The sequence below is a fragment of the Streptomyces sp. NPDC033270 genome (assembly GCF_055576575.1).
Window position 1 is genome coordinate 47451 of record NZ_JBVIRA010000008.1, and the last position, 23356, is coordinate 70806.

Sequence of the window (23356 nt, forward strand, 5' to 3'; positions counted from 1 at the left end):
CGGCGGGACGACCGTACCGGCTGGCATGGCGCCGATACACACACTTTGGCTACAAATCGGATATCTCGCGCGTGATCTGCCATGAACTGCCATCCTTTGCAGCGTTACGCCGCCGTAGCTGTTGACGCGCCCGGCCGTTGAACTCGGTGTAAAGGGTGCGGCGCGTGCAGGAGGAGGGGTTCTCCGTGTGGGAGACCGGCGTGAGCAGGGGCGGCAACGGGTCCGTGGGCCAGGCGCAGGGCCGGCGCAAGCAGGTCGTCCCCGGTGGCACGGCCGCCGTACCGGTCCAGCCCTGTGATCTCGTCACGGTGCCCGCCCGGCAGGGGCTGGAGGCCGTCGACATCCTCCGGCTGCGCGACGGCGTCGGCCCCGTACTGCACGACGGCGCCTGCGACACCCTTGGCTTCCTGGTGCCCGCGGGCACGGCCGACGGCTGGGACGTGCCGGGCAGCGCGTGCACCCAGACCCACTCACCGGCCGGCGTACCGGCCGGTGAGGGCGGCGCGGGGCAGCCGCCGGTGACCGGCACCGGCTGGCTGGTGTCACCGGAGGGCGCGGGCGCCGCCGCCACGGACCCGGTCGTGCTGCGCGCGGCGCTCGGCGAGGCGGCGCGGACGATCGAGGCCTGCGACCGCTGCCAGTGAGCGCCGGGCCGGTGGCGGGCCGGGCCGCTGGGCCGGGCCCGCGGGCCGGGTCAGCGCGCGGGCTCGCCGGCCGCCGCCTCCGGGGCCGGGCCGCTCGCGGCGGCCGGCGCGCCGTCCCGTGCCGGGCGCGGGATGGTGGGGGCGCCCCGCCGGTCGCCCAGCCGGCGCTGTACGCCGCGCAGCAGCCGCGCCGCGGTGAAGCCCGCCCCGTGCACGAGGTGCATCGACGGGCCGAACGACGGCGCGCTGAGCAGCCCCGCGAAGAACAGCCCGGGCCAGGACGATTCGAAGCCGGAGCTCAGCTCGGGCGCGCGGCTGCCGGGCACGGTCCGCAGGGTGGTGCGCACCCGGGGGTGGAGCAGCCGCAGCCGCCGGAGGTCGGGGGTGAATCCGGTCGCCGCCACCACATGGTGGGCGTCGACGGTCTCCGAGCCGCCATCCGTATGGGTGAGATGGAGCCGCACCCCCTCGCCGTGCGGGACCGCGGCCCGGACCCGGTGGCCGAGCCGAGCGGGCACCGCGGGCTCGAAGCGCCCCCGCAGCCACCAGGCGCCGGCCGGGGCCGGCCCGGTCTCGGCGATCCGGACCCGGGTCGCCGCGGGCAGCCGGCGCACCGCCCATGGAAGGCGCGCCCACGCCCAGTTGGGCCAGCCGGTGCCGAGTCCGGAGCGCGGATCGCGCAGCGCGCGCAGCAGGCCGCGGTCCAGCGGCTGCGGCGGGCTGTTCCAGTTCAGCCGGTCCGCGCGGGCCACCAGCAAGGGCCGGGCGCCCTGTTCGGCCAGCAGGGCCGCGGTCTCCAGCGCGGACTGCCCGGAGCCGATCACCGCGACGTCCCGGCCGGCGAAGCGGCGCAGATCGCGGTGGTCGCTGCTGTGCGAGGCGAGTTCCGGGGGCAGTTCGAGCAGCGGCCAGGGGCGGTGGGCGAACGGCACCATGCCGACGGCGAGCGCGACGGTCCGGGCCGCGATCAGCTCGCCGGTGTCGGTCTCGACCTCGAAGCCGTCGTCGCCGTCGGGGCGTACGGCGGTGACGGCGACCTCCTCGGCCTGCGGCACCGCCCGCTCGCCGAACCACCTGCCGTAGGCGAGGTAGGTGTCCAGGGCCAGCGGGACGCCGTGCTCGGCGGTCAGGCCGTGGACGGCGCAGTACTCGGCCAGGTTGTGGCGGCCGGACGGGGCGGAGAGGCTGGAGGACCAGGGCTCGGACTTGAGCAGCATGCCGTCGGGCATGTGCGCGTGCCACGAGGCCATCGGCCGGCCCAGGATCCGCAGCCGCAGCCCGGCCGCCGCCGCGTGCGCGGCGATCGAGAGTCCGTAGGGGCCGGCGCCCACCACCACGAGGTCGTACATGGATGCTGCCTGCGCTTTCTCATCGGTGCGGACATCGGTGCGGACGGCTCGCCGTGGCGCCGCCTACCTGTTCGAGAGCGGGGACGGGGCGGGCGACCGGGAGGGGTCCGGCAGCGGGACGACCGCGGAGGGGTGGGCCGGCGGCGCGGGGACCGGGACCGGGCGACGCCACCAGGGCGCGGCGGCGGTGGCCATCGCCTGCTCGTACACGGACATCAGCGCCTCGGCGCTGCGCGCGATGTCATAGCGCCGCACCACCGGCGGCACCGGCAGCCGGCCCGGTTCGTGGCGCCGCAACTCCCGGATCGCGGTGGCCAGTTCGTGGACGCCGGGGCTGAAGCGCCGGGCGCCGGGCGCCTGGTCCGCGGGCAGGTCCTCGACCGCCGGGCAGCTGCCGTAGAGCACATGCAGCCCGGACGCCAGCGCCTCCATGACGGCCAGCCCGAACGCCTCGTCCGGGGACGGCGAGACGAAGACGTCGAGGGCGGAGAGCAGACCGGGGATGTCGGGCCGGCAGCCGGGCACGGCGCCTGGCGGCGCTGCCCGGACGCCCGCCGCGTGACCCACGGCGCCTGGTGGCGCCGCTTGGACGCTCGCCGCGTGACCCACGGCGCCTGGTGGCGCCGCTTGGACGCTCGCCGCGTCACCCACGGCGCCTGGTGGCGCCGCTTGGACGCTCGCCGCGTCACCCACGGCGCCCAGCAGGTGAATGCGATCCCCCGACCCGAACTGCTCCGCCGTCCGCCGCAGCGTCTCCCGCTCCGGTCCCTCGCCCGCCAGCAGCAGGTGGACGCCCGGGAGTTGGGTCACCGCCCGGACCAGGACGTCGAACCGCTTGCCGGGCACCAGCCGGCCGGCGCCGCCGACCACGAAGGCGTCCAGCGGCAGCCCGAGCCGGGTGCGGACCAGGGCGCGGGCGGCCGGGTCGAAGCCGAAGCGATGCGCCTCGATGCCGCTGTGCACCACGTGGATCCGCCGCTCGGGCACGCCCCAGCGCAGCAGCCGCGCGGCGACCGTGTCCGAGACGGCGACCGTCGCCGCGCCCAGCCGCTCGGTGGCCCGGTAGAGGGCGCGGACGCCGCGGGTCAGCCGGCGGCCCTCGATGACCGCGTCGCCCAGGGAGTGCTCCGTTGCGACCACGGCCCGCACGCCGGCCAGCCGGGCGGCGATCCGGCCGTAGACACATGCCCGGTAGAGGTGGGTGTGCACCAGGTCGTAGCCGCCGGCGCGGATCAGTGCGGCCAGGCGGGGGATGACGGTCAGATCGCGGTCGCCGGTCATGCCGAGGTGGGTGACGGGGGTGCCGTCCGCCTCGATGCCGTCGGCGACCGGCCCCGGGCCGGTCAGGGTGACGACCTCGCACTGGGCGGGCAGCCGGCGCAGCAGCAGCCGCAACTGCTGCTCGGCGCCGCCCATGTCGAGGCCCGTGATGACATGCAGAACCTTCACCGGGTGCCTCCAGGGGTGGGGGTAGCGGCCGGGGTGGTGGTCTCGTCGGTGGGCCGTGCCGCGAGCCGGCGGCCCGCCGCCGCGCCCGCGCTCATCCGCCCTCCAGCCGGAGCGGCGAGGCCGCGGTGCGCAGCAGGATCCGGATGTCCTGCCACAGCGACCAGCTGTCGATGTAGAGGTTGTCGAACCGGGCCCGGTCCTCGGCCGAGGCGTCCCGGCCGAGCCCGTGGACCCGGGCGAGTCCGGTGATGCCCGCCGGCATCCGGTGCCGGGCGGCGCACTGCGGGCAGTGCCGGGTGAACTCCCGGACGCGGCAGGGCGGCTCCGGGCTCGGCCCGACCAGGCTCATCTCGCCGCGCAGGACGTTCCACAGCTGCGGCAGCGCGTCCAGCGACGTGCGCCGCAGCAGCCGTCCGACCCGGCTCGCCGGGGCGTCGTCCGCCGCGCTCGGCGGCGCCGTCGCCCCGTGCCCGTCGCCGCGGCGCAGGGTGCGCAACGTCAGCCGGGTGAAGGTGGTGCCGCCGCGGCCGGTGCACTCCTGCCGGAGGAGCACGCCGGGCCCGTCGGCGATCCGTAGCGCCAGCGCGCAGCCCAGCAGCACCGGCGCCAGGGCCGCCAGCGCGGGTGCGGCCAGCGTGAGGTCCAGCGCCCGCTTGCCCCAACTGCCGTGCCGGGGCGGGGCGGTGTCCAGCGGCCGGCAGGCGAAGCCCCACAGGTGCTCGGTCTCCGGAGGGGGCGGCCGGCCCTCGCGGGCGGCCGCGGCGCCGGCCAGCCAGATCGCCGAACCCTGGTCGACGAAGCTGCGCAGCAGCGCGGCGGTGTGCGCATCGGCGTACGGCGGCAGGGTGAACACCGCGTCCCGCACGGTGTGCTGGACGACGGCCCGGGCGATGTCCTGGGGGGAGCGGAGCCGCGGCAGCCCGGTCCGGCTCGCGGCGTCCTCGGGCGGGCCGGGCGGCACCGGCACCGGCGCCGGCGGGATCACGCCCACCGGGCGCATCCCGTACTCGGGGTGGGCGGCGAGCACCGCGGCCAGCTGCCGGGCGGCCGGGTCGGCGCCGACGATCAGCGCGGCGCGCGGCCGGCGGCGGGCGAGGTTGCGACGCGCCCGGTAGACCGCGGCCCGGCCGCCGCACACCAACGCGCCGTGCGCGGACACGGCGAGCACCAGCAGCGCGGGCGACAGTGCCCGGTCGGGGCGTACGGCGGCGAGCACCGCGGCCGTCGCGCACCAGCAGACGGCGCCCCGGCCCAGCAGCGCCGGCAGATCGCCCAGCGCGGTCGGCGCGGGGCCGGGACGGTAGAGCCCGGCCCGGGCGTGGAGCAGCAGCAGTGCCAGCAGCGCGGCGGCGGGCAGTGCCGGCGGCGTGTCGGGGCCGAGGACGAGGAGCGCGGCGCCCGCGGCGGCCAGGCAGTCGACGGCCATCAGCGGGGCGACGGTGCGCCGCCGCAGGCCGCGGCCGGGCCGGGGCGGCGGCAGGGTCGCCCGGCCCGGCCCGCGCGGCGGACCGACCGCGACGGCCGGCGGGCGGGGGAGGGCCGACGGGGGCCGGACCCGGGCGGAACGGGGTGCGTCGGTGCTCTCCGTCGTCATCGCCTGATCCGCCCCCCGCGCTTCGGGCACGGCACCCCGGGGAGCCGGCGGCACATGTGGAGCACCGCGGGCCTCTCCCGCCACGGCACGTCTTGGGCCGGCACGCACTGCTCCCCTGACTCCGAGCTGACAGAACTCTCAGCGGACTCTCTACGGACTGCGGGTCTTTCGGCGGTCTTCGCGGACAATTCCGGGGTGCGTGGCTCAGCGCCCGGCGTCGGCCTGGAAGAAGAACGCACCGAGCAGATATCCGGGATCGCGAGTGGTGAACCGGAAAGTGAGCCGATCGCCGCCGTACCGCAGTGCGGGCTTCAGGTCGAATACATCGGAATCGATTCCGAAGGTATTGCGGTAGGCGGGTTTCCGGGCGGTCTCCCGGCCGAAATCCGTGATCGTCGAATTCATCACATCATTCGCCGGATTGGCGGTGTCCCGTAGCGCGTGCGGGCGGCGCCGGCCGCTTTGGACGGTGAGCCCGTCCGTTCCCACGCCCCGCTTCGCGCCGTAGGCCACCGTCCCCAGCCGGCCGCCCGCGTTCGCCGGGACCCGCAGCCCCGCCGGCCGCACCGACAGCGTGCGGCCCTGCGCGCCCAGCGGCTCGAAGCCGTCCCACAACGCGATGCTGCGCAGCGGCAGCTCGGCGTTCTCGTACGCGACCACCAGCGTCCAGCCGCCCCAGGCGCCGGCCGTGGACCGGCCCGTCGCGACGTTGATCCGGCCCACCGTGTAGCCGCCCGGACCGCTTCTGCGCACCAGATCGGTGACCTCCGCGGACGCCTGGAAGCCGTCGGCGGCGGCGAGGGCGGTGCGGCGGCCGGTCACGGAGTCGGCGCGCACCTCCTGGTAGCGGCGGCCGGGCCCGGCGATCAGCACCCGGCCGTTGTCCTCGGCCGCCTTGCGCCCGCCGGCCCGCAGGTTGCCGCCCCAGTACAGCCGGGCGTAGCTGACCCGAGAGCCGGCCGGGAGCCGCAGGTCCGCCACGCTGGAGTTGGCGGTGCCGCGGTCGGAGTCGACGTCGACGTACGCCAGCCGGTGGTGGCCGCCGGCGCCGCCCTGCCGTTCGGCCGCACAGGCCGCAGTCGCGCGGCGGTCCGTCCCGCCGCAGGTGACCGCGGAGTTGGCGGCGCGGGCGATACCGCCGTGCTGGGTCGCATGGAACCGTTCGGCGAAGGGAATGCGGGCGGACTCCCCGGGAGTCGGCGCGGCCGCCGAAGCCGGGGCGGCCGACAATGCCAGGGAAGCCAGCGCGCACACGCCGCGCCCGGTGCGGTCCATCGACTTCCGCATGTCGTCCTCTCCGACTTCTATCAGTCAAACAGGAGAGCACTCTGACAGAAATCATGTGGGAAACCGCGACAGGCACGCCGGATACCCCGCGGGGATCCCGATCGGCACAATGGCGGATTTCACGGGCGGGGCGGCCTGCTGCCAGAAGGGTTAATGATTACTGCCAGAAGGACCAATGATTTCCCGTAAGGGGGAATACCCGCATCCCTGCCTCATTCGGCTCGTTGTGACCGGGTGCCCCATTCGCGAACTGAAAGGAGAATGGGATGAAGCGGTTCGTCCAGTCCGTCGCGACGGCTGCGGCCGGCTGCGCCCTGGTGGTCAGTGGCGCAGGCATCGCGTCTGCCGGTGGCGGTGTCCCCCAGCAGGGTGGTCACGAGCGTGCCGGTGACGTTCAGTACATCCAGCAGAGCTACGGCGGCCACAAGCGCAAGCACCACCACGGCCACCACCGTGCTGGGAACGTCGCCGTGGCCAAGGGCTACGCCAAGGGTTCCCCGGGCTTCCTGAGCGGCAACGTGATCCAGGTACCGATCAACATCCCGATCAACGCCTGCGGCAACAGCCTCAACATCCTTGCGCTGCTGAACCCGGCGTTCGGGAACCGCTGCGTCAACGGCAGCATCGGAGGCAAGTAGTGCATTCGGCGGACCGCCCGGCCTCGCGGTCGCGGGCGGTCCGCCGCTCTGCCGTCCCCCTCCCGTCGCACCGCCCTGACCAGGGGGGACGGCATGCGGGACGACAGTCATACTGGAGGGCATGGCAAGGAGCAGGCGCAGCGGAGCGGAGCCCGTCACGGAACCGGTGGACGGCGGGCTCGCGGAGCTGCGGCCCGACCGGGACCGGCCGCGCGGCTGGACGCTGCTGCTCGACGGCGCGCCGCAGTCGCATGTGGACCTCGACGACCCGGCCTTCCTCGACTTCCCCTACCAGCGCCGGCTCGGGCACATCGCCGATCTCGCCGGGCCGCCCGGCGCCCCGCTGCGCGTCGTCCACCTCGGTGGGGGCGCGCTGACCCTGGCCCGCTACATAGCCGCGACCCGGCCCCGCTCCACCCAGCAGGTGGTGGAGATCGACGCGCCACTGGTCCAGTTCGTCCGCCGGCAGCTGCCGTGGGACAGCGGCTGGCGGATCCGGGTGCGCGGTGGCGACGCCCGCGCGGGCCTGGCGAAGATCGCCGACGGGTGGGCCGACCTGATCATCGCCGATGTCTTCGGCCAGGCACGCACGCCCGCGCATCTGACCAGCACCGAGTTCGTGGCGGAGGTCCGCCGGGTGCTGCGGCCCGGCGGGTACTACGCGGCCAACCTCGCGGACGGGCCCGGGAGCGCACGGGGGGCCGGGGCGGCGCGCGGTGAGGCGCCGCTGAGCTTTCTGCGCGGCCAGATAGCCACCGTCGGTACCGCGTTCGCCGAACTCTGCCTGACCGCCGACCCGGCCGTACTGCGCGGCAGGCGCTTCGGCAACGCCGTCCTGCTGGCCTGCGACACCGCACTCCCGCTCGCCGAACTGACCCGTCGCGCGGCAACCGACCCCCAGTCCGGGCGGGTCGAACACGGCCGCGCGCTGGCGGACTTCACCGGCGGCGCGGCCCCGGTCACCGACGCCACGGCCGTCGCGTCCCCGGCCCCGCCGGCGAAGGCCTTCGACTGACCCGGCGCACCGGCGCCGGCCGGCTCAGGTCGCCTGGTTGCTGATCTGCACCGCCGGCGGATGCCCGTTCCAGGTGCAGAACACCGACGTGTGCGCCCCGGTGCCCGTGAAGTCGACGCGGATCCACTGCTCCTGCTTCCAGACCTGCATCTCCCAGCCCGAGTTCGGGGTCGCCGAGACCAACTCGGCGGAGGAGCCGGACACGCTGAAGACGACCCGGCCGCCCGCCGTGGAGTAGCTCTTGATCTCGCCGCGGGACGGGTACCCGGAACCGCCCGGCGGTAGGGCGGACCGGCCCGGCCGGGTCGCGCCGGTGGGCGAGGGCGTGGCCGGTTTCGACGACCTGCCGTCGGACGGTGAGGGGCCGCGTCCCGCCGAGGCGGACGGTTTGGGGCGGTGGGTCGAGGAGACCCGCGGCGTCGCGCCGCCATCCGCACCCGAGGAGGCCACCCGGTCGGAAAGGGGCAGCGCGCGGGGGGCGTCGTACGCCGTGCCGGACAGCACGGTGTGCACGCCGAACCACGACAGGGTGACCGCGGCGCCGGTCGCCAGCGTCCAGGCCGCCGCGTGAACCAGTCCTCGTTGCATTTGGCTCATACTGCACCACCGGCCCGTCCGGTTGCAGCCGGTCTGCGGGGGCGGAAGGCACCGTTCCGGCGTCAACCTCGGGCAAAGGGACTGGCCCGAATGGCGTACGGTGCCGCCCATGGCACGTGTGCTCGTGGTCGAGGACGACCAGTTCGTCCGCTCGGCCCTCATCCGGCATCTGACCGAGGCCGCCCACACGGTGCGCAGCGTCGGGACCGCACTGGAGGCGCTGCGCGAGGTGGCGCAGGTCGGCTTCGACGTGGTCATCCTCGACCTCGGACTGCCCGACCTGGACGGGGGCGAGGCACTGAAGATGCTGCGCGGCATCACCGACGTCCCGGTGATCATCGCCACCGCCCGGGACGACGAGGCCGAGATCGTCCGGCTGCTGAACGACGGCGCCGACGACTACCTCACCAAGCCCTTCTCCGTCGAGCACCTCTCGGCCCGGATGTCCGCCGTGCTGCGCCGCTCGCGGGCCGGCGCGGCCGGCGCGGAACCGCCCTCACGAGTGATCCGGGTCGGCGGCCTGGCCATCGACCCGCTGCGCCGGCAGGCCGAACTCGACGGCGTCGCGCTCGACCTGACCCGCCGGGAGTTCGACCTGCTGGCCTTCCTCGCCGAACGCCCCGGTGTCGTCGTCCCGCGCAAGGAGCTGCTCGCCGAGGTCTGGCAGCAGTCCTACGGCGACGACCAGACCATCGACGTCCATCTGTCCTGGCTCCGCCGCAAACTGGGCGAAACCGCGGCACGGCCCCGGTATCTGCACACCCTGCGGGGGGTCGGCGTGAAGCTGGAGCCGCCCCAGTGAGCGTCGCGCGCGAGGCCGCCGGGCCGCAGACGACGCAGAGAGCCGCGCCTCTGCGCCTCGCGGGCGGAGAAGCGAGGGATGAGACACCGTGAGATGGGCCCTGGTCAAGGTGGCACTGGCGGTCACCACGATGGTCGTGGTCGCCTTCGCCGTCCCCCTCGGGCTGGTCGTCAAGGAGCTGGCCCGCGACCGCGCCTACTCCAACGCCGAACGGCAGGCCGCGACCATCGGCCCGGTCCTCGCCATCACCACCGACCGCGCCCAGCTGGAGCGGGCGGTCGCCAGCGCCGAGACCGGGCCGGGGGGCCGGATCGGCGTTCACGTCCCGGCCGGCAAGAACGGCGCACCCGCCGAGATCGGCTCCCGGCGGGCCGCCCCCGCCGATGTCGCGGCCGCCGTCCGGCTCGGCCGGGCCTCCATCTCGCCGGTCCCCGGCGGCTCCGCGCTCCTGCAGCCGACCGCCGTCGCCTCCGGCATCGCGGTCGTGGAGGTCTTCGTCCCCGACGCCGCGCTCACCAACGGCGTCACCACCTCCTGGGCGGTGCTGGCCGGCGTCGGCCTCGCGCTGGTCATCGGCTCGGTGGCGGTCGCCGACCGGCTCGGCACCCGCATGGTGCGGCCCGCCGAGCGGCTCGCGGGCGCCGCCCTCGACCTCGGCAAGGGCAGACTCGGCGTACGCGTCCCGGAGGACGGCCCCAAGGAGCTGCGGTCCGCGGCCAGCGCCTTCAACTCCATGGCCGACCAGGTCGTCCAACTGCTCGCCAACGAACGCGAACTGGCCGCCGACCTCTCGCACCGGCTGCGCACCCCGCTGACCGTCCTGCGGCTCAACACCGCCTCGCTCGGCGACACCTCGGCCGCCGAGCAGACCCGGGCCGCCGTCGAGCAGCTGGAGCGCGAGGTCGACCAGATCATCCGCACCGCGCGCGAGCAGAAGGCGCAGACCGGGCAGGCGGCGGCCGCGGCCGGCTGCGACGCCGCAGAGGTGATCCGCGAGCGGATGGCCTTCTGGTCGGCGCTCGCCGAGGACGAGGGCCGTACCGTGCGCGTCGCCGGCGCGGAGAACCCCGTACGCATCCCGGTCGCCCGCCCCGAACTCGCCGCCGCCCTGGACGCGATGCTCGGCAACGTCTTCCGGCACACCCCCGAGGGCACCGCCTTCGCGGTCGATGTGCACCACGCCGAGGGGGCCGTGATCGTGCTGGTCTCGGACGCCGGTCCCGGCATCGCCGACCCCGCCGCGGCGCTGCGCCGCGGCTGGTCGGGCGGTGGCGGGCGGGGGCACCTCCCAGCGGCAGCCGGGCCAGGCTCGACCGGCCTCGGCCTGGACATCGTGCGCCGGCTGGCCGAGTCCACCGGTGGCGATGTGCGTCTGGGGCGCTCGGTCCTCGGCGGCACCGAGGTACGGGTCTGGCTGGCGCTGGACGGCGGCCGGGACCGGCACGGCGTACGCCGCGGCCACCGGCTGCGCCGCACGCTCGGCGGCCGGGGACGGCGGGGGGCCGCCCGGGCCGGCTCCTGAGCGACCGGGCACGCGGCATAGACCAGTGGTCTTAACCACCCCCTTCCGCTCCCTTAAGGCAGCCATAATTCCGCCAACCGACGTGCGGATACCGGCATTTGTCCGTTTCGCTGCCGCTAGCGTGCGGGACGCACCACGGTGCACCCCAGCCCCCCACGTGACGACAGGCAGGCACCAGATGACCCCCTCGGCACACCGCCGGCGCAAGAGCCGCACCACCCAGCTGATCGTGACCGGCGCGGCCGTGGCCGTCGTGGCCGGCGGCGCCTTCGCCGTCGCCGGCTCCGCCATGGCCGACAAGGCGCCCCGGACCCCCGGCGCCGCCAAGGCCGCGGCCGGCTTCGCCCCGTACGTCGACACCTCCCTCAGCCCCGCCTACGACCTGACCGGCACCGCCGAGAAGACCGGGGTGAAGAACTTCCACCTCGCCTTCGTCACCTCCGGCGGCGGCTGCACTCCCAAGTGGGGCGGCTCGGGCGAGCTCGGCGACAACCCGGTGGCCCGGCAGATACCCCGGCTGCGCAAGGCGGGCGGCGACGTACGGGTCTCCTTCGGCGGCGCCAACGGCTCCGAACTCGGCCTGGCCTGCGGCTCGGCGGACGAGCTGGCCGCCGCGTACGGCAAGGTCATCGACCAGTTCAAGCTCACCAAGGTCGACTTCGACATCGAGGGCGGCGCGCTGCCGAACACCGCCGCCAACACCCGCCGCGCCCAGGCCATCGCCCAGCTCCAGAAGAAGCACCCCGGCCTGGACGTCTCCTTCACCCTCCCGGTCATGCCCGAGGGCCTGACCCAGGACGGGGTGAACCTGGTCGCCGACGCCAAGAAGAACGGCGTCAAGGTCTCCGCCGTCAACATCATGGCGATGGACTACGGCCCCTCCTACGACGGCGACATGGGCACCTACGCCACCCAGGCCGCCACCGCCACCCGGGGCCAGATCAAAAAGGCCCTCGGCCTGAGCGACGCGGCCGCCTGGAAGGCCGTCGCCGTGACGCCCATGATCGGCGTCAACGACGTCCAGAAGGAGGTCTTCAAGGTCGAGGACGCCACCCAGCTGGTGAAGTTCGCCAAGGACAAGCACCTGGGCGGGCTGTCGATGTGGTCCTCGACCCGCGACAAGGCCTGTGAGGGCGGCTCTTCCCCCTCCGCGCAGCCGACCTGCAGCTCCATCGAGCAGGGCCCGTTGGACTTCACCAAGGCCTTCGGCGCCTACACCGGCTGAGACAAGGTCCCACCCCCACCGGAGGTCCGGCCCGTCGTCCCGGACCACCGTCCCCCAGGGCGTGTCCGCACGCGCCCTAGGCGGGGCGCGGCGGCCCACCCCCCACCCGCTGCGCCCCGCCCCGCACCGCCACCCGGAAGGCGATCGGGGTGCTGCCGGTCTGCCGCTGGAAGAACTTGCTGAAGTTGGTGGCGTCGGCGAAGCCCAGCCGGTCCGCGATCCGGGCCGCCGACTGGTCGCCGTGCGCCAGCAGCCGCTTGGCCTCCAGCGCCACCCTGCGGTCGATGAACTCCTTCGCCCCGGTCCCCGCGGCGGCCTCGGTGGCCCGCGAGAGGGTGCGCGGCGCGTACCCCAGCGCGCGGGCGTAGTCGGCCACCCGGCGGCTGCGGGTGAAGCCCCGCTCCACCGCGTCCCGGAAGCGCAGGTACGTCTCGCTCGCCTCGCAGCCGGCGGCCTCGCCGTCGGCGGGCCCGCCCGCGTGGGAGACCCGCAGCACCAGTACGGCCAGCAGGTGCCGCAGCACCTCCAGGTGGATCTCCAGCGGCAGCCCGCCCAGCGCCCCGAACTCCTGGTGCAGTTGGCGCATCGCCTCCTCCACCCGCCGCGCCGCCGCGCCCTGCGGATGCCGTACGGGCGGCCCGTACCAGTCCTCGATCCGGGCCGCGGCCGCGGTCGCCGGATCCAGGAAGCCGGCCTCGAAGAGCACCAGCCGCCCCTCCGCACCGGTCAGATCACCGAAGTGCTGGACCTGCCCGGGGCGCGACCACAGCAGATCGCCCGGGCCGAGCGGATGCTCCCGGAAGTCGACGCTGTGCACCAGCCGGCCGCTGTCCAGGGTCAGCAGATGGTGGAAGCCGGGGCGGTGCGGGGTGGCCAGTTGGCAGGCGTCCGCGCGCTCGCGCAGCTCGGCGAGCGTCATCACCTCCAGGCCCGTGGGCCGCCCGGCCGGCGCGGCGAACGCGACCTCCCGGATCTCCGGAACGGGCTCCGGCTCCTGCTGTCGCTTTTTGACCATCCCTGGTCCCTTCGCCACCCCGAAATGTCCCGCTACCGGCTCTAGCGTAGAAGACGTCAGCGAGTCCGCTGACCGAAAACGTCAGTCCGCAGTACGGTCACACCGACCACCGGACACCGCACAGCTGGGAGTCACCATGTCCACGATCGCCCTCTTCGGAGCCAACGGCACCATCGGAAGCCGCATCCTCCACGAGGCCCTCCAGCGCGGCCACCAGGTCACCGCGGTCGTCCGCGACCCCGCGAAGATCACCACGACCCATCCGAACCTGACCGTGACCACCGGCGACATCCTCGACCCGGCCTCCGTCGCCGCGGTGGCCAAGGGCCAGGACGTGCTGGTCAGCGCGGTCGGCGGCGGCGACGGGCCGGGCCATGTCGCCACCATCAGGCCCGCCGCCGAGTCCCTCGTCGCCGGTCTGCGCACCCTCGGCGACGCCGCGCCCCGGCTGATCGCGGTCGGCGGCGCCGGCTCGCTGCGCACCCCGGACGGCAAGCAGGTCTGGGACGCGGAGGGCCTGCCCGAGTTCCTGCTGCAGATCATGCACGCCCACGGCGACGCGCTGGACTTCTACCGGACCGTCTCCGACGTGCGCTGGACCAACCTGAGCCCGGCCGCCACCATCGCGCCCGGCGAGCGCACCGGCGGTTACCGCACCGCCACCGACGAGCTGGTCGCCGCCGCAGACGGCAGCAGCCGGATCTCCACCGAGGACTACGCCGTCGCCGTCCTCGACGAGATCGAGCGCCCGCAGCACATCGGCGAGCGTTTCACCGTCGGCTACTGATCCGCGCCGCCCGGCCCCGCGCCGCCCCGCCGGGCGCAGCGCATAACGTTCAAGGCCCCCGACCTGAGGTCGGGGGCCTTGACGTGGGGTGAGTAACGGGACTTGAACCCGCGACATCCTGGACCACAACCAGGTGCTCTACCAGCTGAGCTATACCCACCATGACCGGTGCTGTGTGGTTCTTTTTCCCCACCGGCTGAGAAAAAGTGTACAGGGTCCGGAGGGGTGCTCGCGCCCAGGTTTTCCACCTGCCGGGCGCGGGCGTGTCTTTCGGGTCACGGCAGGTCAGGCCGTGACCCGAAAGACAGCCCCGGCCGCCTTACGGCGACGGTGCGGACTGCGGCGCCGGCTGCGGTTCGGCCGGCAGGACGTGCTTGGCGGCGATGGCCTTCGCGGTGTCCGAGTCGGGGCCGGGCTGCGGCACGAACACCGCCTCCCGGTAGTAGCGCAGCTCCGCGATGGATTCGCGGATGTCCGCCAGTGCCCGGTGGTTGCCGTTCTTGTCCGGACTGTTGAAGTAGGCCCGCGGGAACCAGCGCCGGGCCAGCTCCTTCACGGACGACACATCGACGATCCGGTAGTGGAGGTAGCTCTCCAGCGTCGGCATGTCGCGCAGCAGGAAGCCACGGTCGGTGCCGACGGAGTTGCCGCACAGCGGCGCCTTCCCCGGCTCCGGCACATGCTCCTTGATATAAGCGAGCACCTGCGCCTCGGCCGCCTCCAGCGTCGTTCCGCCGTCCAGCTCCGCCAGCAGCCCGGAGGCGGTGTGCATCTGGCGCACCACCTCCGGCATGGTGCCGAGCGCCTCGGCCGGAGGGCGGATCACCACATCCACCCCGTCGCCCAGCACATTCAGCTCCGAGTCGGTGACCAGCGCGGCCACCTCGATGAGCGCGTCATTCGCCAGCGAGAGTCCGGTCATCTCGCAGTCGATCCACACCATGCGATCGTTCATACATCTCACCCTACGGGGCGCTCACGCTGTCCGGGCAGCACGGGGCGTCCCACTCCGCGGCCGACCGGGGTCTCCGCCAGCCGGGAGGCATACGCGTCCGACTGGGGTTTGCCCGCTTCGCCCGCTTCCGCCGTCGCCAGGCCGTGGCCGGCCAGCGCGGCGGCGGAGAACCGCTCCGCGCCGCCCGCCCCCAGCGCCGCCCGCTCGCGCTCGGGCCGCTCGGCCCGCTCCGGTCTGAGCGCGGGCTCGGGTGCCCCGTTCTGCGGCCGGCGCGCACGGTAGGCCGCGCGGTAGGCCGCGGGCGAGGCGCCCAGCTGCCGCCGGAAGTGGCCGCGCAGGGCGACCGGCGAGCGGAACCCGCAGCGCCCGGCGACCTCGTCCACCGAATAGTCGGAGGTCTCCAGCAGCCGCTGGGCCTGCAGCACCCGCTGGGTGATCAGCCACTGCAGGGGAGCGCTGCCCGTCAGGGAGCGGAAGCGCCGGTCGAAGGTGCGCCGGCTCATGTACGCGCGCGCGGCGAGGGTCTCCACGTCGAACTGCTCGTGGAGGTGCTCCAGCGCCCAGGCGACGACCTCCGCGAGCGGGTCGGCGCCGATCTCTTCTGGTAATGACCTGTCCAGGTAGCGCTGGTGCCCCATGTCGGAGGCGGTCCGGCGGGGCGGCACGACGAGCCGGCGGGCCAGCGCGTTCGCGGCGTCCGCGCCGTGGTCGGTGCGCACGATGTGCAGGCACAGGTCGATGCCCGCCGCGGTCCCCGCGGACGTGAGCACGTCGCCGTCGTCGACGAAGAGCTCGCGGGGGTCGACATGGACGGACGGATAACGCTTGGCGAGCGTCGGCGCGTACATCCAATGGGTCGTGGCCGGTCGGCCGTCGAGCAGTCCGGCCGCGGCGAGGACGAACGCCCCCGTGCACAGCCCGACGATTCTGGCCCCCTCTTCATGCGCCCGGCGCAGCGCGTCGAGCGCGGCGGGCGGCGGGGCCTGTGTGATGGAACGCCAGGCCGGTACGACGACGGTCCCGGCACGGGAGATCGCCTCCAGCCCGTAGGGGGCGGATAGTTCGAGCCCCCCGGTCGTGCGCAAAGGCGCATCTTCGCCCGCGCACACAAGCAGCCGGTACCTCGGAACGCCGGCGTCCTGTCGGTCGATGCCGAAGACCGAGAGCGGAATGGAGCTCTCGAAAATAGGTCCGCCGCTGAAGAGGAGCACCGCGACTATTTCGCGGCGTCGTCGGGCGGCGAGCTTGCGTGCGGCATCTGGTACGGCAGCGGAGTCCTGGCTCATGGCACTTAAGCCCCCCTCGGTCGTCTCGCCCTCTCGGTCCTGCACAGTTCCCCCGCCGTAACTACCAAGATCGAATCTACTGTGTTCCGTGAGGATGGAGTGCCAAGTTCACCACCCACTGGTATGTCGATATGGCAACTTGGCGCGAAGCATTCGATCACGAAGCGTTCCACTCGTCGGGCCTGCATGGGAAGTACGCGTCTCGGCTCTGCCCGTTCGCAGTAGGACACAACCATGCCCAGCGGTCCTTTCCTCCCTGCTCACGCCAGGGTTGAGGGGGGTCCGGGGCAAGGTGGGGGACCCGGCCGGAAGTTGGCTGAAAACGGTCGCGCGCGGACTTGCGAGCGCCTCAATCGACCGGCGTACGCCCTTCGGAATGGCGCCCGCCCTTGCGCGCCGCTACCCCAGAACGCCCCCTTTTGTCCCGGTGGCGTCCGGTATCGCGGGTGCGTTTGTGGGCCGCGGTCCGCTCGGACCGCCGCAGCAGTGCGCGGCAGGCGCAGGTCAGCGCCGCGAGGCCGGCGGCGGTGCCGGCCGCGCCGGCCCAGGAGGCACCGCTGGCGAGCAGGACGAGGGGCACCAGGGCGCATCCGAACGCGCCCCAGCGCACGACATCGCTCACTGGGTCGGGTGATCTGTCCGGCCGCGACGGCATCTCGTACTCCCCTCGGACGGGCTGCTACTACAACGCCGCCGACGATCATGGGTCACCGCGAGGGGTACGTACGGGGGCAGGCCGGGGCATTGCCTTCCGCGCCACGCTCCGGCATGCTCCGGGGAACGTTCGAGGGCCCCGCCCCGCCTCGCACGGGCGCCCGGCGCCCGCAGCGGGCTCTGGGCAGCGGGGGAGTGGAGCCGTACTCTTGGGGTATCGACTTGGAAAGGTGATTCCCAGTCGTATTGTTCCTCATTGAACTATGGCTCCCGCGCCTCGATAGAGCCAGCTCAGTCAACTGCCGGATCAAGTCAATCGCCGTTCCCCGTTCGCCCCTCCGCAAGAGGACGCCTTCGCCGAGACACCCATGGCCGGTCACGAATTCCCCGAACCCGCGGACCGCAAGCAGGTCGCCGAACCGACGGCGGACCTGGAAGCGGCGGAAGAGCCACGACACTCCTGCGACCCCGTGTTCCGGCACGGCGTCGTGGTCGGCTTCGACGGTTCCATGTCGAGCGAGCGAGCGTTGGCGTATGCAATCGGTATCGCACGGCGCCACAGCGCCGGGCTGATCATCGTCCATGTGGCCAACCGGCTGCCCACGACGGTCTGGGCGGGCTGCGAGCCCCCGGTCTTCGTGGACGTGCCGGACCACCGCACCGAAGTGCTCGGCCTGGAGCTCGCCTGCGCCGACCACCTCAGCGAGGTGCCCTGGATCCTCGTGGAGCGCGGCGGAGACATCTGCCATGAGCTGGAGGAGGTCGGCCGGGAGTACGAGGCCGACGCGATCGTGGTCGGCTCCACGCACGGCATCGTCGGCCGGATCTTCGGCTCGGTCGCCGGCCGGCTGGCCCGCCGGGCGCAGCGCCCGGTGATCGTGATCCCCTGACCCGCGCCGGAAAGCCTGCCGGGCGGTCATCTCTCCTTGCGCCACTCATGATTGAGGGTGCGTCATGGACGTCGTGCGCAGCCACTTCCCCATCTCCGCCGCCGTGCGGAGGTGGATTGCGCGCTTGTGAGGGGTAGAAAACGCTCACGTGGGCGCGCCGCGTCACGGGCCCGGGCGGCCGCGCGCACGGCAACTGCGTGCTGCCGGCCGGGAGGTGACGGTTCCCGGGGCGGCGGCATCCCGCCGGCGTTTGGGCGATGCCGGCGCAGGGGAGGCGGTGCTCCGCGCGTATGGTGGCACGCGCGGGCCACCGCCCCCTCTTTGCGTCCTGAGGGCCGCGACTACTCCACGGTCACCGACTTGGCGAGGTTGCGGGGCTTGTCGATGTCCCGGCCGAGGGCCAACGCCGTGTGGTAGGCGAGCAGTTGGAGCGGGATTCCCATCAGGATCGGGTCCAGCTCGGGCTCGTTCTTCGGGACGACGATGGTGTGGTCGGCCTTCTCCTGCTCCTGGTGCGCGACGGCCAGGATGCGGCCGCTGCGGGCCTTGATCTCCTCCAGCGCGGCGCGGTTCTTCTCCAGCAGGTCGTCGTCCGGGACGATGGCGACGGTCGGCATGGCGGGCTCGATGAGCGCCAGCGGGCCGTGCTTGAGCTCGGAGGCCGGGTAGGCCTCGGCGTGGATGTAGGAGACCTCCTTGAGCTTCAGCGAGGCCTCGCGCGCCACCGGGTAGCCGCGCACCCGGCCGATGAACATCATCGACTTGGCGTCGGCGTAGTGGGCCGCCAGCTTCTTGACCTCGTCCTCGCCCTTGAGGATCTCGTCGATCTGCCCGGGCAGCTTGCGCAGGCCCTCGATGATCCGCTTGCCGTCGGCGACGGACAGGTCGCGGATGCGGCCCAGGTGCAGGGCGAGCAGCGCGAAGGAGACCACCATGTTGGTGAAGCACTTGGTGGAGACCACGCAGACCTCGGGGCCGGCGTGCACGTAGATGCCGCCGTCGGTCTCCCGGGCGATCGCCGAGCCGACCACGTTCACCAGGCCCAGCACCCGCGCGCCCTTGCGCTTGAGCTCCTGGACGGCCGCGAGGACGTCGTAGGTCTCACCGGACTGGGAGACCGCCACGTAGAGCGTGTCGGGGTCCACGACCGGGTTGCGGTAGCGGAACTCGGAGGCCGGCTCGGCGTCCGAGGGGATCCGGGCCAGCTCCTCGATCATCTGCGCGCCGATCTGGCCGGCGTGGTAGGAGGTGCCGCAGCCCAGGATCTTCACCCGGCGCACCCCGCGCGCCTCGCGGGCGTCGAGGTTCAGGCCGCCGAGGTGCACGGTGGAGAAGCGGTCGTCGATCCGCCCGCGCAGCGCGCGGTCCACCGCGTCGGCCTGCTCGGAGATCTCCTTGTGCATGTACGTGTCGTGGCCGCCCAGGTCGTAGGACTCGGCCGCGTACTCGACGGTCTCCGGCGTCGCCGTCGTACGGGAGCCCTCGGTGGTGTACGTGCGGTAGTCGTCGGCCTTGAGGGTGGCCATCTCGCCGTCGTCGAGGGTGACGACCTGGCGGGTGTGCGAGACCAGCGCGGCGACGTCGGAGGAGACGAACATCTCGTGCTCGCCGATGCCCAGGACGACCGGGGAGCCGTTGCGGGCGACGACGATGCGGTCGGTGAAGTCGGCGTGCAGCACGGCGATGCCGTAGGTGCCCTCGATGTGCCGCAGCGCCTCGCGGACCCGCTCCTCCAGGGTCTCGGCCCCGGAGCGGCCGATCAGGTGGGCCAGCACCTCGGTGTCGGTCTCGGAGGCGAACTCCACGCCGTCGGCGGTCAGGCGGGCGCGCAGCTCGGCGGCGTTGTCGATGATGCCGTTGTGGACGACGGCGACCTTGCCGGTGACGTCCTGGTGCGGGTGGGCGTTGTCGTCGGTGGGCGCGCCGTGGGTGGCCCAGCGGGTGTGCGCGATGCCGGTGGTGCCCGCGAACCGCTTGGGCAGGCGGGACTCCAGCTCGCGGACCCGGCCCTTGGCCTTGGCGGTCTTCAGGCCCGCCGCCTTTCCGGTGCCGCTCGCGTGGATGGCGATACCGGCCGAGTCGTAGCCGCGGTACTCCAGGCGCTGGAGGCCTTCGAGGAGCAGCGGAGCAACATCACGTTTGCCGATATATCCAACGATCCCGCACATACAGTGACCCTCCGAGAAAGACAGTTGTCGTCGTTGAAGACGGTGTGCCGATGAAAGACGTTGCGTCGGTCGCCGTGCCCGGCGCGCCGTTCGGGTGTCAGCCGTAGACCATGCGGCGCAGCTGGCGGGGCGAGAGGTCGGGCGGAGTCACGGCGCGGTGCGGCATCTCCTGGCGGATCCGTTCGAAGATCGCCTCGTTGCGCAGCCCCTGGGACTGCAGCTCGCGATGGCGTCTGCGGACGAACTCCTCCGTCGTCTCGTCGAAGTAGGCCAGCACGTCGAGCACCACCCGGGCGGCCTCACCGCGCTGCAGCGGTGTGCTGCGCACCAGGTGGTCCACCAGGTCATCGTGCGGCGCGTCAGCGCTGCGGTTACGGCGTTCGAGCACCCGTAGATACTGCGGGGCGGCGCGAGGATTCGCAAGAAATCTGCCCGGAATCGGGCAGGTACCCGGTTTGGGTGCGGGAAAGTGGTCTACACCTTGACCCCTGATCCAGGCTCGCGGTACGCATGGTCACCGCTCGGTCGCTCCACGCCTGCACGGTGTCACGCACGCTGCCATGAACGACGTTCGCCGAAGGGACCGTCGATGAGACGACGCAGACTGCTGTTCTCGTTGCTGCTGGTCGCGGCCGCGGGGCTGGGAACCGCCGCCGCGGGGCCTCCGGGCGCCGCCGGCGGCGGCGCCGGCCCGGCCGCCACCCCGCTGGACCAGGTGGTCCCCGCGCCCGCCTCCGTGCGCGGCGGCACGAGCGCCTTCACCCTCGGCGAGGACACCCGGATCCGGGTGCCCGGCGGCTCCGGCGAGGCCAGGCGGATCGCCGGCTATCTGGCGGGGCTGCTGCGGCCCGCCACCGGCTACGACCTGCCGGTGACCACCAAGGGCGGCCCGGACGGCATCGTCCTGCGGCTCGGCGGCCGCGGCACGGGGCAGCTGGGCGCGGAGGGCTACCGGCTGACCTCCGGCAGCCGCGCGGTCACCATCAGCGCCGCCCGCCCGGCCGGCCTCTTCCACGGCGTACAGACCCTGCGCCAGCTGCTGCCCGCCGACGTCGAGCGGCACGGCGCCCGGAGCGGCGGGCCCTGGCGGATCGCCGGCGGCACCATCGCCGACTCCCCACGCTACGACTACCGCGGCGCGATGCTCGACGTCTCACGGCACTTCTTCACCGTCGAGCAGGTCAAGCGCTATATCGACCAGCTCGCCGCATACAAGATCAACAAGCTGCATCTGCATCTGTCCGACGACCAGGGCTGGCGGATCGCGATCGATTCCTGGCCGCGGCTGGCGACCTACGGCGGCTCCACCCAGGTCGGCGGCGGCCCCGGCGGCCACTACACCAAGGACGACTACCGCGAGATCGTCCGCTACGCCGCCGACCGCTACCTCACCGTCGTCCCCGAGATCGACATGCCGGGCCACACCAACGCCGCGCTGGCCTCCTACGCCGAGCTCAACTGCAACGGCCAGGCGCCGCCGCTCTACACCGGCACCCACGTCGGCTTCAGCTCGCTGTGCGTGCCCAAGCCGGTGACCTACGACTTCGTCGACGACGTGATCCGCGAGATCGCGGCGCTCACCCCCGGCCCCTACCTCCACATCGGCGGTGACGAGGCGCACTCCACCAGCCACGAGGACTACGTCGCCTTCATGGACAAGGTGCAGCCGGTGGTCGCCAAGTACGGCAAGACCGTGATCGGCTGGCACCAGCTGACCGGGGCGCACCCGGTGAAGGGCGCCGTCGCCCAGTACTGGGGCTACGACAAGACGGGCGCGCAGGAGCAGGCCCAGGTCGTGAACGCGGCCCGCAACGGCACCCCGCTGATCCTCTCGCCCGCCGACCGGGCCTACCTGGACATGAAGTACGACAAGAACACGCCGCTGGGGCTGTCCTGGGCCGGCTACGTCGACGCCAAGCGCTCCTACGACTGGGACCCGGGCGGCTACCTCAAGGGCGCCCCCGAGGGGTCGGTCCTGGGCGTCGAGGCGCCCATGTGGACCGAGACCCTCTCGACCTCGGCGCACCTGGAGTACATGGCCTTCCCGCGGCTGCCGGGCATCGCGGAGCTGGGCTGGTCCCCGGCGAGCACCCATGACTGGGAGACGTACAAGTACCGGCTGGCGGCGCAAGCCCCCCGGTGGGAGGCGCTGGGCATCGACTACTACCGGTCGCCGGAGGTGCCGTGGCCTCATCGGGGGTGAGCCGATGAGGCCCACCGGGCCGCGGCCGGTTTCGTCGCCGGCTGCGGCCCGGTGGGACCCGGTGGGACCCCGGGTCCGGCCTCCAACGCCGGACGGGCCGGATTATGTGAGGCCCAACTCCCGCGCGATCAGCATCCGCTGGACCTCGCTGGTGCCCTCGCCGATCTCCAGGATCTTGGCGTCCCGCCACATCCGGGCGACCGGGTACTCGTTCATGAAGCCGTAGCCGCCGTGGATCTGGGTGGCCTCGCGGGCGTTGTCCACCGCGATCTCGGAGGAGTAGAGCTTGGCGAGCGCGGCCTCCTTCTTGAAGGGCTCGCCGTGCACCAGCCGGGAGGCGGCGTCGCGCCAGGCCAGCCGGGAGGTGTGCGCGCGCATCTCCATGTCGGCGAGCTTGAACTGGATCGCCTGGTTGGCGCCGATCGGCTGCCCGAAGGCCCGCCGCTCCTTGGCGTAGCCGACCGACTCGTCCACACAGCCCTGCGCGAGGCCGGTGGCCAGCGCCGCGATGGCGATCCGGCCCTCGTCGAGGATGCGCAGGAACTGGGCGTAGCCGCGGCCCTCCTCGCCCAGCAGGTTGCCGGCCGGGACCCGGACGTCGGAGAACGACAGCTCACGGGTGTCCGAGGCGCTCCAGCCGACCTTGGAGTACGGGGCGCCGACCGTGAAGCCCGGTGTGCCGGACGGCACGATGATCGAGGAGATCAGCGGGCTGCCGCCAGAGGAATCGGACGCGGCCTTGCGGCCGGTCACCGCGGTGACCGTCACCAGGCCCGTGATGTCCGTACCGGAGTTGGTGATGAAGCACTTGCTGCCGTTGATCACCCAGTCCCCGCCCTCACGCACCGCGGTCGTGCGGGTGGCGCCCGCGTCCGAGCCGCCGTCCGGCTCGGTCAGGCCGAAGGCGCCGAGCATCTCCCCGCTGCACAGCTTGGGCAGCCACTCGCGCTTCTGCTCCTCCGTGCCGAAGCGGTAGACGGGCATGGCGCCCAGGGAGACGCCGGCCTCCAGGGTGATGGCCACCGACGAGTCGACCCGGGCCAGCTCCTCCAGGGCGATCCCGAGCGCGAGGTAGTCGCCGCCCATGCCGCCGTACTCCTCGGGGAACGGCAGGCCGAACAGGCCCATCCGGCCCATCTCCTGCACGATCTCGTACGGGAACGCATGCTGCTCGTAGTACTCGCCGATCTTCGGGGCGACGACGTCATGCGCGAACGCCTCGACCGTGCGCCGGAGTTCTTCCAGCTCATCGGGCAGACGGTGGTCCAGTGACATG

The 23356-nt window shown here is 73.3% G+C and carries 21 protein-coding genes and 1 tRNA gene; 9 read left to right on the top strand and 13 right to left on the bottom strand.

The window, feature by feature from the left end; genetic code table 11:
- The first annotated feature begins 164 nt into the window (after window positions 1-164).
- Window positions 165-644 carry a hypothetical protein gene (locus ACZ5XZ_RS14175; RefSeq protein ID WP_468977579.1) on the top strand — a complete coding sequence of 160 codons (480 nt, stop codon included), beginning with the start codon at window positions 165-167 and terminating at the stop codon, window positions 642-644.
- A 50-nt stretch (window positions 645-694) separates the two neighbouring features.
- Here ACZ5XZ_RS14175 and ACZ5XZ_RS14180 read toward each other — a convergent pair whose 3' ends face one another.
- From ACZ5XZ_RS14180 to ACZ5XZ_RS14195, 4 genes are all read right to left on the bottom strand, one after another.
- A complete protein-coding gene (locus ACZ5XZ_RS14180) occupies window positions 695-1993 on the bottom strand; it encodes an NAD(P)-binding domain-containing protein (protein ID WP_468977580.1) in 1299 nt (432 codons plus the stop codon).
- 63 nt (window positions 1994-2056) lie between these two features.
- Window positions 2057-3442 (bottom strand): glycosyltransferase, encoded by a 1386-nt coding sequence (locus tag ACZ5XZ_RS14185; protein WP_468977582.1) that lies wholly within the window; start codon window positions 3440-3442, stop codon window positions 2057-2059.
- Between the two features lie 91 nt (window positions 3443-3533).
- Window positions 3534-5036, bottom strand: a complete 1503-nt coding sequence (locus ACZ5XZ_RS14190) for a sugar transferase (protein WP_468977584.1) — start codon at window positions 5034-5036, stop codon at window positions 3534-3536.
- 204 nt (window positions 5037-5240) lie between these two features.
- The gene (locus ACZ5XZ_RS14195) at window positions 5241-6323 is read right to left on the bottom strand and encodes a hypothetical protein (protein ID WP_468977585.1); all 1083 of its coding nucleotides are present in this window, start codon (window positions 6321-6323) and stop codon (window positions 5241-5243) included.
- A gap of 266 nt (window positions 6324-6589) precedes the next feature.
- Between ACZ5XZ_RS14195 and ACZ5XZ_RS14200 the strand changes: the two genes are divergently transcribed.
- The gene (locus ACZ5XZ_RS14200; protein ID WP_468977588.1) at window positions 6590-6961 is read left to right on the top strand and encodes a chaplin; all 372 of its coding nucleotides are present in this window, start codon (window positions 6590-6592) and stop codon (window positions 6959-6961) included.
- Window positions 6962-7082: 121 nt separating this feature from the next.
- The gene (locus ACZ5XZ_RS14205; protein WP_468977589.1) at window positions 7083-7976 is read left to right on the top strand and encodes a spermidine synthase; all 894 of its coding nucleotides are present in this window, start codon (window positions 7083-7085) and stop codon (window positions 7974-7976) included.
- A gap of 24 nt (window positions 7977-8000) precedes the next feature.
- Here the strand turns inward: ACZ5XZ_RS14205 and ACZ5XZ_RS14210 are convergent, their stop codons facing one another.
- On the bottom strand, window positions 8001-8564 hold the full coding sequence (locus ACZ5XZ_RS14210) for a hypothetical protein (protein WP_468977590.1): 564 nt from the start codon (window positions 8562-8564) through the stop codon (window positions 8001-8003).
- 118 nt (window positions 8565-8682) lie between these two features.
- On the opposite strand from ACZ5XZ_RS14210, the gene ACZ5XZ_RS14215 reads away from it, so the two are divergent.
- From ACZ5XZ_RS14215 to ACZ5XZ_RS14225, 3 genes are all read left to right on the top strand, one after another.
- Window positions 8683-9375: a response regulator transcription factor gene (locus tag ACZ5XZ_RS14215; RefSeq protein WP_468977591.1), complete on the top strand. Its 693-nt coding sequence runs from the start codon at window positions 8683-8685 to the stop codon at window positions 9373-9375.
- An 88-nt stretch (window positions 9376-9463) separates the two neighbouring features.
- Window positions 9464-10897, top strand: a complete 1434-nt coding sequence (locus ACZ5XZ_RS14220; protein ID WP_468977594.1) for a sensor histidine kinase — start codon at window positions 9464-9466, stop codon at window positions 10895-10897.
- Window positions 10898-11075: 178 nt separating this feature from the next.
- Window positions 11076-12122: a chitinase gene (locus ACZ5XZ_RS14225; protein WP_468977596.1), complete on the top strand. Its 1047-nt coding sequence runs from the start codon at window positions 11076-11078 to the stop codon at window positions 12120-12122.
- 76 nt (window positions 12123-12198) lie between these two features.
- On the opposite strand, the gene ACZ5XZ_RS14230 is transcribed toward ACZ5XZ_RS14225, so the two are convergent.
- A complete protein-coding gene (locus ACZ5XZ_RS14230) occupies window positions 12199-13137 on the bottom strand; it encodes a helix-turn-helix transcriptional regulator (RefSeq protein WP_468977598.1) in 939 nt (312 codons plus the stop codon).
- 136 nt (window positions 13138-13273) lie between these two features.
- Between ACZ5XZ_RS14230 and ACZ5XZ_RS14235 the strand changes: the two genes are divergently transcribed.
- On the top strand, window positions 13274-13924 hold the full coding sequence (locus tag ACZ5XZ_RS14235; RefSeq protein WP_468977600.1) for an NAD(P)-dependent oxidoreductase: 651 nt from the start codon (window positions 13274-13276) through the stop codon (window positions 13922-13924).
- 84 nt (window positions 13925-14008) lie between these two features.
- On the opposite strand, the gene ACZ5XZ_RS14240 is transcribed toward ACZ5XZ_RS14235, so the two are convergent.
- The 4 genes from ACZ5XZ_RS14240 to ACZ5XZ_RS14255 all read right to left on the bottom strand — a co-directional run bounded on the left by ACZ5XZ_RS14240 (window position 14009) and on the right by ACZ5XZ_RS14255 (window position 16787).
- Window positions 14009-14084 (bottom strand) — tRNA-His (locus ACZ5XZ_RS14240).
- Window positions 14085-14243: 159 nt separating this feature from the next.
- Window positions 14244-14879: an oligoribonuclease gene (orn, locus tag ACZ5XZ_RS14245; protein WP_468977603.1), complete on the bottom strand. Its 636-nt coding sequence runs from the start codon at window positions 14877-14879 to the stop codon at window positions 14244-14246.
- Window positions 14880-14884: 5 nt separating this feature from the next.
- On the bottom strand, window positions 14885-16165 hold the full coding sequence (locus ACZ5XZ_RS14250; RefSeq protein ID WP_468977605.1) for a GlxA family transcriptional regulator: 1281 nt from the start codon (window positions 16163-16165) through the stop codon (window positions 14885-14887).
- Between the two features lie 349 nt (window positions 16166-16514).
- Complete coding sequence (locus ACZ5XZ_RS14255; RefSeq protein ID WP_468977606.1) at window positions 16515-16787, bottom strand: hypothetical protein; 273 nt, start codon at window positions 16785-16787, stop codon at window positions 16515-16517.
- Window positions 16788-17187: 400 nt separating this feature from the next.
- On the opposite strand from ACZ5XZ_RS14255, the gene ACZ5XZ_RS14260 reads away from it, so the two are divergent.
- Window positions 17188-17709 (top strand): universal stress protein, encoded by a 522-nt coding sequence (locus tag ACZ5XZ_RS14260; RefSeq protein ID WP_384430966.1) that lies wholly within the window; start codon window positions 17188-17190, stop codon window positions 17707-17709.
- 341 nt (window positions 17710-18050) lie between these two features.
- Here ACZ5XZ_RS14260 and glmS read toward each other — a convergent pair whose 3' ends face one another.
- Entirely contained in the window at window positions 18051-19877 is a 1827-nt protein-coding gene (glmS, locus tag ACZ5XZ_RS14265) for a glutamine--fructose-6-phosphate transaminase (isomerizing) (protein WP_468977609.1), read from the bottom strand.
- A 97-nt stretch (window positions 19878-19974) separates the two neighbouring features.
- Window positions 19975-20265: a hypothetical protein gene (locus ACZ5XZ_RS14270; protein ID WP_468977610.1), complete on the bottom strand. Its 291-nt coding sequence runs from the start codon at window positions 20263-20265 to the stop codon at window positions 19975-19977.
- Window positions 20266-20466: 201 nt separating this feature from the next.
- Here ACZ5XZ_RS14270 and ACZ5XZ_RS14275 point away from each other — a divergent pair, with 201 nt between their 5' ends.
- Window positions 20467-22080 carry a beta-N-acetylhexosaminidase gene (locus ACZ5XZ_RS14275; RefSeq protein WP_468977611.1) on the top strand — a complete coding sequence of 538 codons (1614 nt, stop codon included), beginning with the start codon at window positions 20467-20469 and terminating at the stop codon, window positions 22078-22080.
- Between the two features lie 102 nt (window positions 22081-22182).
- On the opposite strand, the gene ACZ5XZ_RS14280 is transcribed toward ACZ5XZ_RS14275, so the two are convergent.
- A complete protein-coding gene (locus tag ACZ5XZ_RS14280; protein WP_468977613.1) occupies window positions 22183-23355 on the bottom strand; it encodes an acyl-CoA dehydrogenase family protein in 1173 nt (390 codons plus the stop codon).
- Window position 23356 lies beyond the last annotated feature (1 nt).